The organism is Halomonas sp. FeN2 (assembly GCF_020595105.1).
Lineage (GTDB): Bacteria > Pseudomonadota > Gammaproteobacteria > Pseudomonadales > Halomonadaceae > Vreelandella > Vreelandella neptunia.
On record NZ_CP074200.1, the window covers coordinates 2,772,437 to 2,788,139 of the forward strand.

Here is a 15,703-nt window from a genome sequence, read left to right on the forward strand (position 1 = left end):
TCTATTCGTCAGCGAGTATATACACCGCATCGGCTAGGGTGGGGTCGGGCTGGGTGCAGTCGCTCATTTGCCAGGGCAGCAGGCTCACGGTGTCGCTAACGCCCAGGGCATTGAGCTGATAGGCAACGCCTTCGTTATAGCTCACATGGCCTAGCCCCATTAAGCCCACCGCCAGGGCGCCGCCCTGCGTGGCTTCGGTCAGGCGCTGGGCCATGGCGATATCCCAGGTGAGCTGCGCTTGAATAAAACGCTCAAGCGCTTCGGGGTCATCGCCCATGGCGTGCTGATTAAATACTTCGGTGAGCCTTGAGCGGTAACTGGCGCTGGCGGGGAATGGTGACGGGATCGCATGGCGTTCATCCGCGGGCACGTGCTCCCAGCCATCATTGACCAGGCGCTGGCGCAGATCCGGGGTAATGTTGAGCGCGACCAACGGAATTTTTGCCATCCGGGCAAACTCTAAAATCGGCATATACAGCGCTGAATCAAACCCCCACGCCTCAGCCCACTGCGTTTGCTCAAGCATGGTGTCCACATCCAACTCATCGGCGACCCAGGCATCGAGAGCCGGCTGAGCGCTGCGCGGCAGCATCTCCAAGCCAATTACCAGATCATCGCGGAGGGCATGCAGTCCCGCTATGGTGTGCAGTTGCCAGCGATGGTGGGCTCTCTCATCGTGCTGTTCACCCAGCAATACCACTTGTCGCTGGGCCGCCGTCTGCAGCAGCTCACTACTGGTGAATGGCTGCCCTTCCTGCCACCAATGCCCTGGGCTTGGACAAACCGCCAGAGCTACATTGGGCAGCAGGCTAGCCAGCGCAAAAGCCGCGAGTAGTCCAAAGTGTTGTCTATTGCGGTTATTGTGTCGCTTCAATGCGTCTGATCTCGGCAAGTAATGCTTCTGCTTCTTCGGTAAGCGTGGCATTGGCACGCATATCGCCATTGCGTGAAGCCTCCATGGCAGCTTGTAGTTTGCGTTCATACTCTTGCTGAAGCTTCTTTTTGGGGTCGCGCTTAAACATTCCTAACATGAGCAATCTCCTCACTATCTACGTAATGGTGTACACCATTTGTATAGGTTTAGAGTGCTCGTGTCGAATGTTTGTTTTAGCTAGGCTTGCTAATGGTTCTGTGCGGGCGCTCTGCACTGGCGTAAAAAACGCTCAAAATCGAGCAAAATAGTCTCCAGGCTGGCGTGCAGGCGATGATCGTCATCTACCATCCGCAGCGATAGACGCTGCAGGCGGGCACGTTCGATCACCGGTTCAGGGGCAATCACGTCATCCTGCCAGCCGTGAATAATATGTGTGTGCCGCGCTTGTATCATCAGCGACGTTTCTGGGTAGTCGGCAAGCCCCAGCGCGGGTGCCAACAGAAAGCAGCCCAATACCGGCCGTTGAGCGCTAACTGCCGCGCTTAACCAGCCCCCTAAGCTTGAGCCTGCCAGCACACACTGAGCTGGGTCGTCTCCGCGCTCGACCAAGACTCGCAGCAAGTATTCGAGGCGCTGCTGTGGCTCTGCCATGCCCCGGTAATCCATAACAACGGGCTCACAGTCATCCAGCTTTTCAGCGACCCCTTTCAGCGCCTGGGTTTTCAGTGCGCCCGGCCCGCTCTCAAGGCCATGGGACAGATAAACAATCATCATAACGTTTAGCTCGCTGCGCGCTGGATAGCTTCGCCACCCTGTTGAAGGTCTTCACCCGCACCACGAATGGTATTACAGCCGCTGACCAGCAGCAGTGTAGTGATTATGAGTATGCCTAGGGCAACTGGGCGTTTCATATCGATCTCCTTGAACATATGGGGTAAATCAGATGGGGTAAAGAGGTGGCCTTTGAAGCCTGGCCTGAGTGAGGTGTAAAACCAAATGATTAGTCAGCAAAAATAATCCCTGCGTGGACGTTTTGCCACGGTTTTCTACCTAGCTGGGCGTGAAAGTGTGCCCCTAAGGTCTGTACTTATGTCGCATGTGTCAGTTCTATACATCAAAATGACCGTTCGTGAGTGATTTTTGGCATGCTTTTTGTTTTATAAGCAATTGTTTTTTAAAGTTATATTTTTTCAATGGGGCTTTTGGCGCAATACATGCAGTTACTAGGTGGTTGCACAGAGATGTTTCAGTTATTCAGCTGTTTAGAGTTAAACGTTCAAATCTAGTGTTTGCAAAAAACTGAGTGAGTGGGCTGACAAGCAAAAGGAAGGCAGGAAGCCGAAAGATAAACAGGATGTTGAAGGATATTCAGCCCACTCACTGGTTACAGCGCAAGGAGGCGCTGTTCATCAAACAAAGGAGTGGTCTGATGCAAAACAACCATCTCATGAAAATGAGGTGGTTTTTTTGTGCGCGCAGCTTTATATATTAGATATTGATTTTAAATGGTTTTTTTGAACGTCTTGTCGTGCGGTAACTGTACGGATCGCTACCGCACAGATTAATGCGTTGTTTTGGTCTATCCTTCGATGAAATCGAAATGCAGCGGTTAGAAAACGTCAACGTAACGACCGCTCACTATCAGGGACAAGATTATGGCGATGGCATTGATGTTATGCATGTTTGTTTTGTTCTTAGGGTTCTCAGGACTGGGCGTGTATATGATGTTTAAGACATCATTCATGGCTAGAATTGATGAGCGTGATGATATGCCGCCTGATATTTAACTACCTGCCTTGAAAGTAAAACGCCCGCATAAGCGGGCGTTTTTGCGCTGACTGTCTATCACGCGGCTGTCCATCAAAGGGTTGTCCATTAAGGGGCAGGACGCGTTTTACCCCATCCAATACAGGCTGGCCAAGGCAAAAGCGTAGCCCATCGCTGCCCCTGCCAGCACATCGCTGACATAATGCAATCCTAACCCTACCCGTGAGATCGCTATCAGCAGCGTTAATGGCAGCACCACCGGTAGCAGCCAGGGCGTGTGGGCGACGACTAAAACGCTAAACATCACTGCGTGCATGGTATGGCCGCTGGGAAAGCTGTATCGGTCACGGGCCGGTTCACAGCATTCAATACCTTCACTATAGGTAATGAAGGGCCGTTCACGGCATAAGCGGGTTTTCACTAGCCGATATACCGCCACGGCAAATAGTGCGATGACGCTGTACTGCAAAACACGCCAGGCGCCATTTGGCTGAAGCCAAGGCTGGGCGAGAATCAGCAGCACCCAAACAGGCCAATCGCCTAAGCGGCTGGCGGCCTGAAGTGTGATTCGCCAGGGGCGGTAGGTCGACAGCCGCGAAATGCGCTGGCAGAACTGCCACTCCAGCAGGTCAAGACGATCGAATACGACAAGCGGACGCGGGCGCATGATGAGCCTCCTGGGCTTGGTGTAGGTAACTCAAAAACTGCTCGGCAATCCCCGTCCAGCTCTGCTCAAGAGCACGTAAACGCGCTACTCGGCCTAAACGAGCGTAATCAGCGGGGTGTTGGCACAGCTCCACCGCTGCCTGTTGGAAAGCGGCGCTATTACCAGCTGGGACGGTGACACCGTTGTGGCCGCTGCTAATCAGTTCAGCGCTGGCTGCGTGATCATAGGCCACCACGGCTAAGCCGCTGGCCATGGCTTCCGCCACTACATTGCCCCAGGTTTCGGAAAGCGAGGGGAAAATAAACAGGTCGGCGCTGGCGTAGTGGCGAGCGAGGGATTCCTGCCCTACGAAACCAGTGAAATGGGCATCGGGGAGCGCCTTTTCCAGCTGTGCCCGTGCGGGGCCATCGCCAACGATTACCTGGGCGATATCGGGCCGTACCTCGCGCATGGCTTGAAGGCTTTCATGGAGCAGGGTGAGGTTTTTTTCTGCGGCTAACCGGCCAACGTAAAGGGCCACCGGCTGATGCTCGCTGACCCCCCAGCGCTGGCGCAATTGAGCATCGCGATGGTTGGGTGAGAAGCGCTCTCCATCCAGCCCGCGTGACAGCACGTTGACACCCCGGATCCCTTGTCGCTGCAGGGCTTTAGCCTGCTGATGAGTAGGCACTAACGTCAAGTCACAGCCGTTATGGAAGTAGCGAAGGTAGCGGCGTGTAGTCGAGGCCAGCCAGTTGACGCCGTAATCTTCACAGTAGTGGTCAAAGTTAGTATGCCAGCCTGCTACCAGAGGGATATTGAGTTGCCGCGCCGCTTGGCGTGCCGCCCAGCCGAGAGGGCCCTGGGTCGCTAGGTAGATAACATCGGGGCGATGTTGGCGCCAAAAGCGGCGCAGCGTAGTGGGCCTAACCAGCCCCACTTGCACATCCGTGTAGCCGGGTAAGGCAAAGCGTTGCACCTGTAATTCCCGGTTAACACCGGTTGCATTCCCTGCGCTTCGAGGGCGCGGGCGGATCACATCTACCGGCACTCCTTGCCGGTTAAGTTCATAGCTTAACCGGCTCAACGTATGGGCAACACCATTGATGTCCGGTGACCATGTCTCACTAACGATGCAGAGCCGCATAAGCGATTCATCCCTTTATCACGTTTTCGTCCAGTGTGGGAGAGGTGAATGACACTGCCGAGTCAAACAGGTGAATAAGTGATGACACGCTTAAATAAATAGGTTGATAGATAAAGTGCTACAGTCATCTATTCCTATATCAGTTCAATGTTAAATTTGGATGGAAGTTTTATTTTAATATCACATTAAAAAATAAGTTCCCTAAAAAATAAAACTTTAAAATTAATGAAATATAACTCCTTTAAGGTTGCCTGCGTTGAGGCGTTATTCGTCCTTCATTGTGCCTTCGCAAAGCGCAAGCATTAACTACTTCAATGGGAACAATCATGTTTAAAAAAACGACACTGGCCATGGCCGTTAGCGGTTTATTGGCAGCCTCTGCAGCACAAGCAGCAACCGTTTATGATCAAGACGGTACCGACCTGGAAATCTACGGCCGTATTGCCATGGGGTTTGAAGGTGGCGGTGTTGATGACGGTGTTGATAACGGCGAAGAGTTCCGCAATTTCGGCTCCCGTCTGCGGATTACCGCTGGTCACCAGATTTCTTCAGACCTGCGTGCATTCGCCCGTGTAGAGTGGCGTTTTACGGGTGACGAACGTAATACATCCTCTGGTTTCGATGAGGTGCGTAACAGTTACCTAGGCCTGGAAAGCCAGCAGTTCGGTACCTTTATGGCCGGTAATTACAACAGTTTTTACGATAACTACGTTATGACGCCGTTCGATGTCTACGTTGAGCGTGGCTACGAGTTTGCTGGTGGCGGCCTACAGGCACGTGGCGACTCTATTGGCTATAAAACGCCTAAAATGAGTGGTTTTCAGGCGGTTATTTCTGCCAAGCATTTCTCTGAGCGTGGCATGACCGATGCAGAGATTGAAGCAACCGGTGGCAGTGATATTGCCGCTCAAGGTGGTTTAGTTTATGAAACAGGCCCAGCACGTCTGGCGCTAGGTTTTGTCGATGATGTAGCGATTGGCGGCGGTAATGATGAAATGCGCTATGGCGCAACGGGTGAATTCAGCATTACGGACTCATTCTCTGCACGTGTAGGTTATGAAACCCGCGGTGATGACGATGTTAACGGTGGCGGTTTCGATAAAATCGGTGTTGGTGCGACTTTCGCTATCGATTCCTGGAAGTTCTTCGCCGATTACTACAACATCGATGTAGACGGCGCTAGCGATGAGCGCAACGCTTGGGCGCTAGGCTCCATGTACAAGCTGTCTAGCAATTTCGATATGTTCCTCGAGCTTAACGATCGTAACCTGGATGCTGTTAATGACTTCGAAGAAGATATGTACTACGCACTAGGCGCTCGCTATCACTTCTAATTAATAGAGTGATGTAAGCGGTAGTGTTGCATTGTTTTTTGTATTAGTTCTTTAGCTTTTAGTTAGCTCGCATGTTTCGATCTTTACCGGTGTGGATAATTCCACACCGGTTTTTAGCGTTTTTATATTTTATGCTTTACTTGGCTACCCTCAAAGAGGCGCTCTTTATTCTCGGTGAGTTATTTCTCGAACCGTAAACTTAAGGAGAGGAGAGAAGGTAATAATTTTGCCATGGAGACGAAATGTCGCTGGTAGGCTATCTTTGGTTATTCGTCATCTAATGTGGATTTAATATTAACCGGCACATTTTGTGCCTCACGGTTCAGACAGAACCACCAAGCCAACTGTCTGTTGTGGGAGGCCGCTTCCAGCGGGCGAAGGGTACCAAAGGTACCCCGGTGTTGTCAGGCTGGCAGCCTAAACGGTCGCGGGCTAAAGCTCCCTCCCACAGGTCAGTTGTCAGAAATAATTCCATACCGAATGACGAAGAGCCCTATCTTTACTGCTAGGGTGTCTGAACACTATTATGAAAGGAGTCATTTGAATGCGTTTTCACCGCTATGGCTTGGCGCTAGGGACAGCGCTAATTGCCTCCGTTCCTCCCGCCTTTGCTGATAATTACACCCTGACGCTATTTCACACCAACGATCTACACGGGCGTACCGATCAGTATCCCTCTTTGATCACCACGCTGAATGAGGCGCGGGAGACTTACGGCGAAGGATTATTGCTAGACGCTGGCGATATCTTTTCGGGCACGCTCTACTTCACTGAATTTCAGGGCCAGGACGCGCTGGAGTTTATGAACTTGATGGGCTACGACGCCTTTGTGCCCGGCAACCATGAGTTCGATTTAGGTGATCCACAGCAAGGTCACCAAGCGCTAGCAGCGTTTTTCGCAGGCGCCGAATTTCCTATTTTAGGGGCTAATCTGGTCTTCTCCGCAGGCCCGGAGTTTGCTGACATGCTGGGTGAGTCAGTCAGTGCTGACCCGCAAGCGGGGACGCTTTATGACGGCATTATTGTTGAGCATAACGGCGAGCCTATCGGCATCTTTGGGTTAAGCACTCCGGACAGCGAGACGATCTCTAGTCCTGGCCACGTTACTATTAGTGATTACCGTCAAGCCGCTGAAGTCATGGTGGCAAGCTTTGAAGAGCAGGGTGTTAACAAAATTATTGCCCTTACCCACCTTGGTTACGACAGCGACCCCAGCGTAGGTAACGACCTGCTGCTGGCAGAGCATGTCGAAGGCATCGACATTATTATTGGTGGCCACAGCCATACCCAAGTATCGCCCCCCAGGCTGCTGAGCGAGAGTCGCGCTGGTGAGACGCTCACATCACCAACGGTGATTGGCCAGGCAGGCGAGTATGGCCAGCACCTGGGCGTTATGCAGGTCATCTTCGACGAGAACGGCGTGGTGGTGGATGCCAGTGGTGAGCTGCTGGCCGCCGACGACCGCGAAGCGGATTCTGACGCGGCTCAGCGGCTTGAACCCTACACCGCGGAAATTGAAACATTACGGGATACCTTGATCGGCGCCAAGGCGATCGCCGAGTTACCCAATCCCCGCCACGGCAGCGGTGATGAACGGAGCGTGCGAGCCAATGAAACAGCGCTAGGCAACTTGATTACCGATGCCCAACTGCATGCCGCGCAGCAGGTAGCGCCCGACACGGTCATGGCGATCCAAAATAGCGGCGGTATCCGTGAAGCGATTGAAAGGGGGGATGTGTCCGTAGGCGATCTAATCGCCGTACAACCATTTGGCAATCGCCTGACGCTGCTTGACGTCACCGGCGCCGAACTGTTGGAAACCTTCGAAATCGCCCTGGCCAATGCACCCGGCGAGGATGGCGGTTTTCTGCAGGTGTCAGCAGGCGTTGAGTTGGTGTATGACAGCAGCGAGCCGCCAGGTGAGCGGGTTGTGAGCCTACACGTTGCCCAGGAAGGCGCGATGCAGGCGATTGATCCAGAGCGTACCTATACCATCGCCACCAATAGCTTTACCGCCGCCGGTGGCGACAGCCATACGGTGCTTGGCGCTGCCTATGAAGATGGTCGTAACACCATCGTCGGCAATACAGACTGGGAAATGCTGCGCGACTATATGGTGGAGCGTAAAGAGGTATTCTACCAAGTCGAAGGGCGGATCATCGACTTGGCTCAAGAGGGCGCGTAATAAGTCGCTTTTATGCCTCTATCGTGTTTCCGTGCGTTTCCCCGTAGCGCTGTTGAAGGGATGCAGCGCTTCTAAAGTGACATAGAAGCGTAACGTCTCGCCTTCAGCGACCGGCGGCTGCCCCGATACGCGGATGACTGTGGGCTGGTCGCTATCGGCCAGGGTCACATACAGGTGGCTTTCGGCCCCCGCGGCTTCAAACAGCGCAAGCGTAGAGTCGACAATTAGGTGAGGCGCAGTCGGCGGCGCTAGATGCATATCATCCGGTCGAATGCCGACGACATCGGTGCCTTCGGGTAGGTTATCCAGTAGACCGTTGGCGCCTTGTTCTTTCAAGTAATCCACCGGTAGCATGTTCATGGCGGGGGAGCCAATAAACCCGGCGACGAACATGGTGGCGGGGCGGGCATAGATCTCCATGGGCGTGCCCACTTGCTCAATCTGCCCGGCGTTAAGCACCACTAAACGGTCACCCAGGGTCATGGCTTCCAGCTGGTCGTGGGTCACATAGAGGCTGGTAGTCTTCAGGCGCCGCTGCAGCTGTTTGATCTCCACGCGCATCTGCACCCGCAGCTTGGCATCCAGGTTAGAGAGCGGTTCGTCGAATAGAAACGCCGCAGGCTCGCGCACCAGGGCACGGCCCATGGCTACCCGCTGGCGCTGGCCGCCGGAGAGCTTGCGCGGCTTGCGCTCTAGAAAATCTTCGATCTCGAGCATTTTGGCGGCAATTCGCACGCGCTTTTCAATGTCTTCTTTGTTAAACCCGCGGTTCTTGAGGCCGTAAGCAAGGTTGTTGTACACCGTCATATGCGGGTAGAGCGCATAGTTCTGGAACACCATGGCGATATCACGCTCGGCGGGTTCTAGCTTATTGACCACCCGGTCACCGATTTTGAGCGTGCCCTCGGTAATGGTTTCAAGCCCCGCCACCATGCGCAGCAGGGTAGATTTGCCGCAGCCGGAAGGCCCGACCAGCACCACAAATTCCCCATCTTCAATCTGTAAATCGATGCCTTTGACGGCGTGAACATCGCCGCTATAGGTTTTCTTTAGCCCTTCCAAGGTAATGCTGGCCATCTTATTTCTCCGTCTCGGTCAGGCCTTTCACAAATAGGCGTTGCATAAACAGAATCACTAAAACCGGCGGCAGCGCTGCCATCACCACTGCCGCCATCACCAGTTGCCACTGAGGGTTCTCTTCCGAGGTCATGCGCTGAATGCCCATCACGATGGTGTAATAATCAGGGTCGGTAGTGATAATTAACGGCCAGAGGTACTGGTTCCAGCCGTAGATAAACATGATCACAAACAGCGCGGCGATATTGGTTACCGACAGCGGCATCAGTATGTCTTTAAAAAACTTCAGCGGCCCTGCGCCATCGACCCGGGCGGCTTCGAGCATCTCTTCGGGAATGGTCATAAAGAACTGGCGGAACAAGAAGGTTGCGGTAGCCGAGGCAATCAGCGGGATCGACAGCCCGGCAAAGCTATTGAGCATATTAAGATCCGCGACGACCTGAAAAGTCGGAATAATGCGCACTTCCACCGGCAGCATCAACGTGACGAAGATCACCCAGAAGAAGAACATCCGGAAGCGGAAGCGGAAGTAGACGATGGCAAAGGCGGAAAGTAGCGAAATAGACAACTTTCCTACCGTGATCGCCATGGCCATTATAAAACTGTTCCAGAGCATCAGGGCGGCCGGCGGTGCGCCAGCATTGGAGACGCCCGACTGCCACATCCGCGTGTAGTTTTCGATCCCGTGACCGCCGGGCAGCAGTGGTAGCGTGCCCTGCAGCAAGCCCGAGAGGGAGTGGGTAGAGGCGATGATCGCGACATACACCGGAAAAGCCACCAGCGCGACACCAGAGATCAAAACAATATGGGCTATCAGGTTAGCCCAAGGGCGGTTTTCAACCATTAACGTTCTCCCTAAGGCTTAGTAATTGACTCGGCGCTCAATAAAGCGGAATTGAATCATCGTTAATGCCACCACAATCACCATCAGAATCACCGACTGAGCCGCGGACGAGCCAAGGTTTAGCCCGACAAAACCGTCGGCATACACTTTGTAAACCAGTATGTTAGTGGCCTGGGCCGGGCCGCCTGCGGTGGTGGCGTGAATAATCGCGAAGGTGTCGAACATGGCGTACACCACGTTAACCACCAGCAAGAAGAAGGTGGTAGGCGTGAGCAGCGGGAAAATGATCGTCCAGAAGCGCTTGATCGGGCTGGCGCCGTCAATGGAGGCGGCTTCAATCAGCGATTGCGGAATGGACTGTAAACCCGCCAGAAAAAACAGGAAGTTATAGGAGATCTGCTTCCAGGCAGCGGCAAAAATCACCAGCAGCATGGCGTCACTGCCCGAGTTACGGTGGTTCCACTGGTAACCCACCATTTCCAGCATATAGGGCACAATGCCGATAGAGGGGTTGAAGATAAACCACCACAACACGCCCGCAAGAGCGGGGGCGATGGCGTAGGGCCACACCAGTAGCGTGGTGTAGGTGCTGCGTGAGCGAATCATCCGATTGACGGTACTGGCCAATAAAAGCGCCACTGTCATCGATAGCAGGGTAGTGCCCACGGCGAATACCACCGTCACCGATAGCGAATTGACATAACTGCCGTCACGAAATAGACGGGCAAAGTTCTCAAGACCCACAAACGTTGAGCGCAGCCCAAAGGCGTCTTCGCGCAACAGCGACTGATACAGCGCCTGGCCTGCAGGCCAGATAAAGAAAATCAGTGTCACAATCACCTGGGGCGCCAGCAGCGCGTAGGGCAAAAAGCGACCAGGGTAGGTCATGCGTTTGGTTTGCATGGGCAGCTCTGCAAATGGTTAGTAAATATAAGCATCAACAAACAAAATCGCCGCCCACCTTAGGGTGAGCGGCGAAGTAAGTGCTTATTTACTGGTTGGCATCTTCAAAGTCACGGAGCAGATCATTGCCGCGTGCTACTGCTTCATCAGCTGCTTCCTGGCCGGATTTATCGCCGGTCATCACAGCTTCCATTTCTTCAGAGATGATGTCGCGAATCTGGACAAAGTTGCCAAAGCGTAGGCCCTTAGAGTTTTCGGTTGGCTCGTTAAGGGTCATCTGTTTCAGCGAAATATCTGCACCGGGATTCTCTTCGTAGTAGCCCTGTTCTTTGCTCAGATCCCAAGCGGCTTGGGTGATGGGCAGGTAGCCGGTTTGCTGGTGCCACTGTGCCTGCACTTCGGGCTGAGAGAGGTACTCAAAGAACGCTGCAACGGCTTCGTACTCTTCGTCGCTATGGCCCTGCAGTGCCCACAGGGTGGCGCCACCGATAATCGAGTTTTGCGGTGCGCCTTCTACGTCGTCGTAGTAGGGCTGCATGCCAAAGCCAACTTCAAATTCTGAATTGGCGGCGACATCCGCACGTGAAGCAGAAGAGCCGAAGAAAATCGCGCAGTCCTGGGAGTAGAACATCGGCTCAGAGTCGGGGCCGGAGCCGGGGCCACCCCATTTAAAGACACCTTCTTCCTGCCAGTCGTGGAGGTTGTCCCAGTGGCGAGCGACTAGCTCATTGTTGAAGGTAAACTCGGTTTCCATACCGCCAAAGCCGTTTTCCAGCGTACCTAGCGGCACGTTATGCCAAGCGGAGAAGTTTTCCAGCATCACCCAGCTAGGCCAGGAGGTGGTAAAGCCACAGCTGGCCGCACCAGACTCGACGATTTGACGTGAAAAATCGGCCACTTCTTCCCATGTTTCGGGGGGCTGCTCAGGATCCAGGCCCGCTTCTTCAAACATGTCCCGGTTGTAGTACATGATGGGCGTAGAAGAGTTGAACGGGAAAGAGAGCATATTGCCGTTGGTGTCGGTGTAATAACCAACCACGGCGGGCAGGAAGGCTTCGTTATCAAAAGCGCGACCATGCGCTTCCATCAACTCGTACACTGGGTAGATGGCGCCTTTGGCGTTCATCATGGTACCGGTGCCGACTTCAAACACCTGCAGGATATGCGGCTGCTCATTGGCGCGGAAGGCGGCAATGGCGCCCGTCATCGTCTCGGTATAGGTGCCGCGATAGCTGGGTGTGACGTGGTAGTCGTCCTGTGAAGCGTTAAACTCTTCGGTCATTTCTTCGAGAATTTCGCCCAATTGACCGCCCATGGCGTGCCACCAACTAACTTCAGTAGCTGCCTGGGCAGACAGGCTAAGGCTGGCAGTAGCCACACCAACGGCAAGTGCGTGCAGTGTAAAACGAGACATAACAGCTCCTTGTGGGCCTGAGCTTAGTCAGGCGTGCAATGCGTTTGTTGAGATTTTTGGATGCACTGAACAGTAAGAAGTGTAGATGACGTTTTAGTGAATGCACGATGAACCTGCCGTGACAGTCAACGTTAATTTATTAACCGGTCTGCTCAGTAGGAAAACGAAGAGGCCAGTGATAGGGTGATATAAACAGCCTAACTAACGAGAGAAGTATGACTGAAACGACAACTTTGCTGGCGAAGCTGGTGTCGTTTGACACTACCTCCAGCGAATCCAATCTAGCGCTGATTGAGTACGTGGAAGGTTATTTGGCCGAGTACGGCGTTAGTGCCGAGCGGGTGATGAGCCCCTGCGGCACCAAGGCTAATTTAATTGCAAGGGTCGGCCCTGAGGCGCCGGGTGGGGTGATGCTTTCCGGGCATACCGATGTGGTGCCGGTAGCGGGGCAGCCCTGGTCGAGTGACCCCTTCACCCTGCGTGACGGTAGCGATGGGCGCCTTTATGGGCGCGGTACCTGCGATATGAAAGGCTTTATTGCCTGCGTATTGGCCATGGTGCCCAAGTGGGTTGAAGCGCCTTTGCAGCAGCCTATTTATCTGGGTTTCTCTTATGACGAAGAGATCGGCTGCGTGGGCGCGCCAAGCCTAATTAAGCGCTTTTACGAGCACTACTCCACCACCGCCCATGTGATTGTCGGCGAGCCCACCAGCATGCAGCCAGTGGTCGCGCAGAAAGGGGCGACCAACCTACGCACCACGGTGATTGGTCAGGAAGCTCACAGCAGCCAGGTCAATCAAGGCACCTCAGCCATCCACGTAGCGGCAAGGTTGGTGGCCTTTATTGAGGACATCATGGCGGCGTTGGTGGAAGAGGGGCGCGTCGATGAAGCCTTTAACGTGCCTCACACCAGCCTGCACGTTGGCAAAATCAAAGGCGGTACGGCGATCAATATCATGGCGCGGGAGTGTCAGTTTGAGTGGGAGATTCGCCATCTGCCTACGGACACCTTCGACGAAATATACGCGCGCTTTGAGGCCTATTGCGCCCAGCTAAGCGCTGAGCTGCAGGCCAAAGGCAAGCACGTTGAAATCATCACCGAGCCGCTAAACGTGACAGTGCCGGGCTTGGCCGACCGCGAAAACGACCAGGTGCTTCGCTTAGCTAAAGACCATTTGCCAACAGGGTGCTGTGACCACGCGGTGGCTTACGCCACGGAAGCGGGGCAGTTCCAGGGCCAGGGCTTGCAAACAATAATTCTTGGCCCTGGCAGCATCGCCCAGGCGCATCAGCCCGATGAATATATCGATATTGAGCAGCTTGAAGCGTGCGAAGAGTTTCTAATGAAGATGGGCAAAGCATTAGATAAGCCCGTCTAAATAGCTAATAACCAAAAAAATCCCACCCGGTTAATGGGGTGGGATTTTTTGTAGTGCTTTCATACCATGTCGCTTTTTCAGTGCTGAGGATGTTGTTCGAACAGCTCAGCTTTGGCATGGCGCATCACATCTTCGCACGCCTGCTGTTGGGCTAACTGCGTTAGCAGGCGTTGAGTTACTTCGAAGCCCTTGCCTAAGCAAGTGTCGACTTCCTGTTGGCTAACCGCTGGCGTCACTCGGTAATCGATTTTTACCGTGCGCCCACCACCTTCCAACCGATCCGCAACTCCCCTGAGTCGCCACGCGATTTTCTCTTTCCAAGTTGCTGATTCTTCCGCGCCTTCGTTTACGCTAAACGTGCACTGCCATTCCGGTTTAAAGACCTTCATAGGAGAACCTCCAAAAATTTTGGAAAGAATGATCGATCGTGTTTCGTACCCCATCGTCTGAATGTATTGCCCCACCACTATATACCTAACGCAGCATAAATATCGAACAATAGTCATACACGTCGGGCGACGCGCATAGGGCGTATCGGTTAGGCTATAAATGATGTGACTAACGAGCTTTTTTATGACCTCCACAACTGATCCAAGTTGCCCCTGTGGTAGCTCTTTAACGCTTGATAAGTGCTGTGGCCGTTATCATCAAGGCGAGCCTGTCCCCACGCCTGAAGCATTGATGCGCTCTCGTTATGCGGCTTTTGTGCTAGGGCGTAGCGACTACCTGTTGGCGACATGGCATCCCTCTACCCGCCCTGCAGAGCTTGCGCCGGATCCTGACGCTGAGTGGAAGTCGCTATCCATCATCTCCGCAGAACCGCCGATCGAGAATATCGGTTACGTGCATTTTCGTGCTTGTTTTTATGAAAGGGGGCGAGTGCAAAAAGGATGGCACGTATTAGAAGAGGTCTCCCGCTTCGTTAACGAGCAGCAACGCTGGTGGTATATAGACGGAACACCCACGCTTACCCGCCTGAAACCACGCCGCAACGACCCATGCTTATGTGGTAGTGGGCGTAAATTAAAGGTATGTTGCGGTGAGTAGGCGCAAAGCGCTAATAAAAATGAGGCAAAAAAATGAGCCCGCAACAGGGATTAGCGTTAAGACACCAGAAGGAAAGTGGCGGCATTAGGGAGCGCTTAAAAATAACGCTTACTGGGTGGCTGGGAGTGTGGTTATGCATATGGAGCTTTGCCACGCTGGCAGATAAGCCCTTTCCCACCTCAGATATTACGCTGGTTGTGCCATTTGGTCCCGGTGGTGCCACCGATGTACTGTTTCGTGACATATCTGCGGAAGCACAAAGCTATCTGGATACCTCCATTAATGTCGTTAATATTGCGGGCAGCGGTGCGACGCGTGGATCTCAAGTCGTTAAAGAGGCTGATGCCGATGGTCATACACTGCTTGGCAGCCACCAAACCATTGACCTTGCATACTTTGCGGGATTGTCCGCTTATTCTCATCATGCCTTTGCACCTGTCGCCCTACTCACACGAACAGTCAATATACCCGCTACTTATCCCGGTCACGCTGCTCAACGCGCCAGTGATATTCCAGCGTTAGTCGCTGAGCAAGACGAACCGTTGATGTTTGGCGTGGTGCCCAGCTCCACGGACCATCTTTTTTGGCTGCACTTCTTCCATCAAACCGGTATCGACGCCCAAGAGGTAGCATTTATTCATTACCCTGGTACAGGGTCACAAGTGGCTGGTTTGCTCGCTGGTGAGATCGACTTTGCAATGCTTAACTTGCCCTCAGCAAGCCAGTTATTTGCTACCAACGCACTCACGCCGTTGGGCGTGGCAGGTGAGGCTAGGTTAATGGCATTACCATCGATCCCCACGTTACAAGAGCAGGGGATTGATTTAGTGAACACGACGGATCGCGGCGTTTTTGCACCGTTGAACACTCCCCCCGAAAGATTGGCGATACTGGCCAGTGCCTTCGAGCACGCATTGGCTCAGCCAATGCTGGCACGCACCATTGAGCATACCCATGGCTCCCTAATCGATTACCGTCCACTTAACGATTATGGCGATTATCTTAACAATCAATACATGCTGTTGAAGTCGCTGTCGGAAAGCGTCGCATTTGAACGTTAGCCCTCAGTGTCGTGCTAAGTAGGAG

16 protein-coding genes are annotated in these 15,703 nt (G+C 53.4%); 5 read left to right on the forward strand and 11 right to left on the reverse strand.

Annotated features, from left to right (window positions below):
• Window position 1 precedes the first annotated feature (1 nt).
• The 6 genes from KF947_RS12820 to KF947_RS12845 form a co-directional block, all read right to left on the reverse strand.
• Window positions 2-874, reverse strand: a complete 873-nt coding sequence (locus KF947_RS12820; protein WP_227404113.1) for a ChaN family lipoprotein — start codon at window positions 872-874, stop codon at window positions 2-4.
• Entirely contained in the window at window positions 858-1,031 is a 174-nt protein-coding gene (locus tag KF947_RS12825; protein ID WP_007111925.1) for a DUF6435 family protein, read from the reverse strand. Before KF947_RS12825 ends, KF947_RS12820 begins: the two co-directional genes overlap by 17 nt.
• Before the next feature lie 89 nt (window positions 1,032-1,120).
• Window positions 1,121-1,648 carry a YqiA/YcfP family alpha/beta fold hydrolase gene (locus tag KF947_RS12830; RefSeq protein WP_227404114.1) on the reverse strand — a complete coding sequence of 176 codons (528 nt, stop codon included), beginning with the start codon at window positions 1,646-1,648 and terminating at the stop codon, window positions 1,121-1,123.
• A 5-nt stretch (window positions 1,649-1,653) separates the two neighbouring features.
• The gene (locus KF947_RS12835) at window positions 1,654-1,785 is read right to left on the reverse strand and encodes an entericidin A/B family lipoprotein (protein ID WP_133731668.1); all 132 of its coding nucleotides are present in this window, start codon (window positions 1,783-1,785) and stop codon (window positions 1,654-1,656) included.
• Between the two features lie 983 nt (window positions 1,786-2,768).
• The gene (locus tag KF947_RS12840) at window positions 2,769-3,308 is read right to left on the reverse strand and encodes a phosphatase PAP2 family protein (protein ID WP_133731667.1); all 540 of its coding nucleotides are present in this window, start codon (window positions 3,306-3,308) and stop codon (window positions 2,769-2,771) included.
• Window positions 3,271-4,434: a glycosyltransferase family 4 protein gene (locus KF947_RS12845; RefSeq protein WP_227404115.1), complete on the reverse strand. Its 1,164-nt coding sequence runs from the start codon at window positions 4,432-4,434 to the stop codon at window positions 3,271-3,273. Before KF947_RS12845 ends, KF947_RS12840 begins: the two co-directional genes overlap by 38 nt.
• A gap of 326 nt (window positions 4,435-4,760) precedes the next feature.
• Between KF947_RS12845 and KF947_RS12850 the strand changes: the two genes are divergently transcribed.
• A complete protein-coding gene (locus tag KF947_RS12850) occupies window positions 4,761-5,768 on the forward strand; it encodes a porin (protein WP_133731665.1) in 1,008 nt (335 codons plus the stop codon).
• A 544-nt stretch (window positions 5,769-6,312) separates the two neighbouring features.
• Window positions 6,313-7,953 carry a bifunctional metallophosphatase/5'-nucleotidase gene (locus KF947_RS12855; RefSeq protein ID WP_227404116.1) on the forward strand — a complete coding sequence of 547 codons (1,641 nt, stop codon included), beginning with the start codon at window positions 6,313-6,315 and terminating at the stop codon, window positions 7,951-7,953.
• An 18-nt stretch (window positions 7,954-7,971) separates the two neighbouring features.
• Here the strand turns inward: KF947_RS12855 and KF947_RS12860 are convergent, their stop codons facing one another.
• From KF947_RS12860 to ugpB, 4 genes are all read right to left on the reverse strand, one after another.
• Window positions 7,972-9,030 (reverse strand): sn-glycerol-3-phosphate import ATP-binding protein UgpC, encoded by a 1,059-nt coding sequence (locus tag KF947_RS12860; RefSeq protein WP_223288615.1) that lies wholly within the window; start codon window positions 9,028-9,030, stop codon window positions 7,972-7,974.
• Between the two features lies 1 nt (window position 9,031).
• Entirely contained in the window at window positions 9,032-9,874 is an 843-nt protein-coding gene (ugpE, locus tag KF947_RS12865; protein WP_133731662.1) for a sn-glycerol-3-phosphate ABC transporter permease UgpE, read from the reverse strand.
• 18 nt (window positions 9,875-9,892) lie between these two features.
• Window positions 9,893-10,777, reverse strand: coding sequence for a sn-glycerol-3-phosphate ABC transporter permease UgpA (ugpA, locus tag KF947_RS12870; RefSeq protein WP_227404117.1), 885 nt, complete (start codon window positions 10,775-10,777; stop codon window positions 9,893-9,895).
• 88 nt (window positions 10,778-10,865) lie between these two features.
• Entirely contained in the window at window positions 10,866-12,191 is a 1,326-nt protein-coding gene (gene ugpB, locus KF947_RS12875) for a sn-glycerol-3-phosphate ABC transporter substrate-binding protein UgpB (protein WP_227404118.1), read from the reverse strand.
• A 215-nt stretch (window positions 12,192-12,406) separates the two neighbouring features.
• Here ugpB and argE point away from each other — a divergent pair, with 215 nt between their 5' ends.
• Window positions 12,407-13,570, forward strand: coding sequence for an acetylornithine deacetylase (gene argE, locus KF947_RS12880; protein WP_227404119.1), 1,164 nt, complete (start codon window positions 12,407-12,409; stop codon window positions 13,568-13,570).
• A gap of 77 nt (window positions 13,571-13,647) precedes the next feature.
• On the opposite strand, the gene KF947_RS12885 is transcribed toward argE, so the two are convergent.
• A complete protein-coding gene (locus KF947_RS12885) occupies window positions 13,648-13,959 on the reverse strand; it encodes a hypothetical protein (protein WP_022520780.1) in 312 nt (103 codons plus the stop codon).
• Window positions 13,960-14,143: 184 nt separating this feature from the next.
• Here KF947_RS12885 and KF947_RS12890 point away from each other — a divergent pair, with 184 nt between their 5' ends.
• On the forward strand, window positions 14,144-14,617 hold the full coding sequence (locus KF947_RS12890) for a YchJ family protein (protein ID WP_227404120.1): 474 nt from the start codon (window positions 14,144-14,146) through the stop codon (window positions 14,615-14,617).
• Window positions 14,618-14,649: 32 nt separating this feature from the next.
• Window positions 14,650-15,678 (forward strand): tripartite tricarboxylate transporter substrate binding protein, encoded by a 1,029-nt coding sequence (locus tag KF947_RS12895; protein WP_227404121.1) that lies wholly within the window; start codon window positions 14,650-14,652, stop codon window positions 15,676-15,678.
• Window positions 15,679-15,703: the final 25 nt, after the last annotated feature.

Coding starts and splice junctions, on each gene's coding strand:
- KF947_RS12885 (WP_022520780.1), bottom strand. CDS start 13,959: ATGAAGGTCTTTAAACCGGAATGGCAGTGCACGTTTAGCGTAAACGAA.
- ugpB (WP_227404118.1), bottom strand. CDS start 12,191: ATGTCTCGTTTTACACTGCACGCACTTGCCGTTGGTGTGGCTACTGCC.
- KF947_RS12835 (WP_133731668.1), bottom strand. CDS start 1,785: ATGAAACGCCCAGTTGCCCTAGGCATACTCATAATCACTACACTGCTG.
- KF947_RS12855 (WP_227404116.1), top strand. CDS start 6,313: ATGCGTTTTCACCGCTATGGCTTGGCGCTAGGGACAGCGCTAATTGCC.
- KF947_RS12830 (WP_227404114.1), bottom strand. CDS start 1,648: ATGATGATTGTTTATCTGTCCCATGGCCTTGAGAGCGGGCCGGGCGCA.
- KF947_RS12825 (WP_007111925.1), bottom strand. CDS start 1,031: ATGTTAGGAATGTTTAAGCGCGACCCCAAAAAGAAGCTTCAGCAAGAG.
- KF947_RS12840 (WP_133731667.1), bottom strand. CDS start 3,308: ATGCGCCCGCGTCCGCTTGTCGTATTCGATCGTCTTGACCTGCTGGAG.
- KF947_RS12845 (WP_227404115.1), bottom strand. CDS start 4,434: ATGCGGCTCTGCATCGTTAGTGAGACATGGTCACCGGACATCAATGGT.
- KF947_RS12890 (WP_227404120.1), top strand. CDS start 14,144: ATGACCTCCACAACTGATCCAAGTTGCCCCTGTGGTAGCTCTTTAACG.
- KF947_RS12895 (WP_227404121.1), top strand. CDS start 14,650: ATGAGCCCGCAACAGGGATTAGCGTTAAGACACCAGAAGGAAAGTGGC.
- argE (WP_227404119.1), top strand. CDS start 12,407: ATGACTGAAACGACAACTTTGCTGGCGAAGCTGGTGTCGTTTGACACT.
- KF947_RS12850 (WP_133731665.1), top strand. CDS start 4,761: ATGTTTAAAAAAACGACACTGGCCATGGCCGTTAGCGGTTTATTGGCA.
- ugpA (WP_227404117.1), bottom strand. CDS start 10,777: ATGCAAACCAAACGCATGACCTACCCTGGTCGCTTTTTGCCCTACGCG.
- KF947_RS12860 (WP_223288615.1), bottom strand. CDS start 9,030: ATGGCCAGCATTACCTTGGAAGGGCTAAAGAAAACCTATAGCGGCGAT.
- ugpE (WP_133731662.1), bottom strand. CDS start 9,874: ATGGTTGAAAACCGCCCTTGGGCTAACCTGATAGCCCATATTGTTTTG.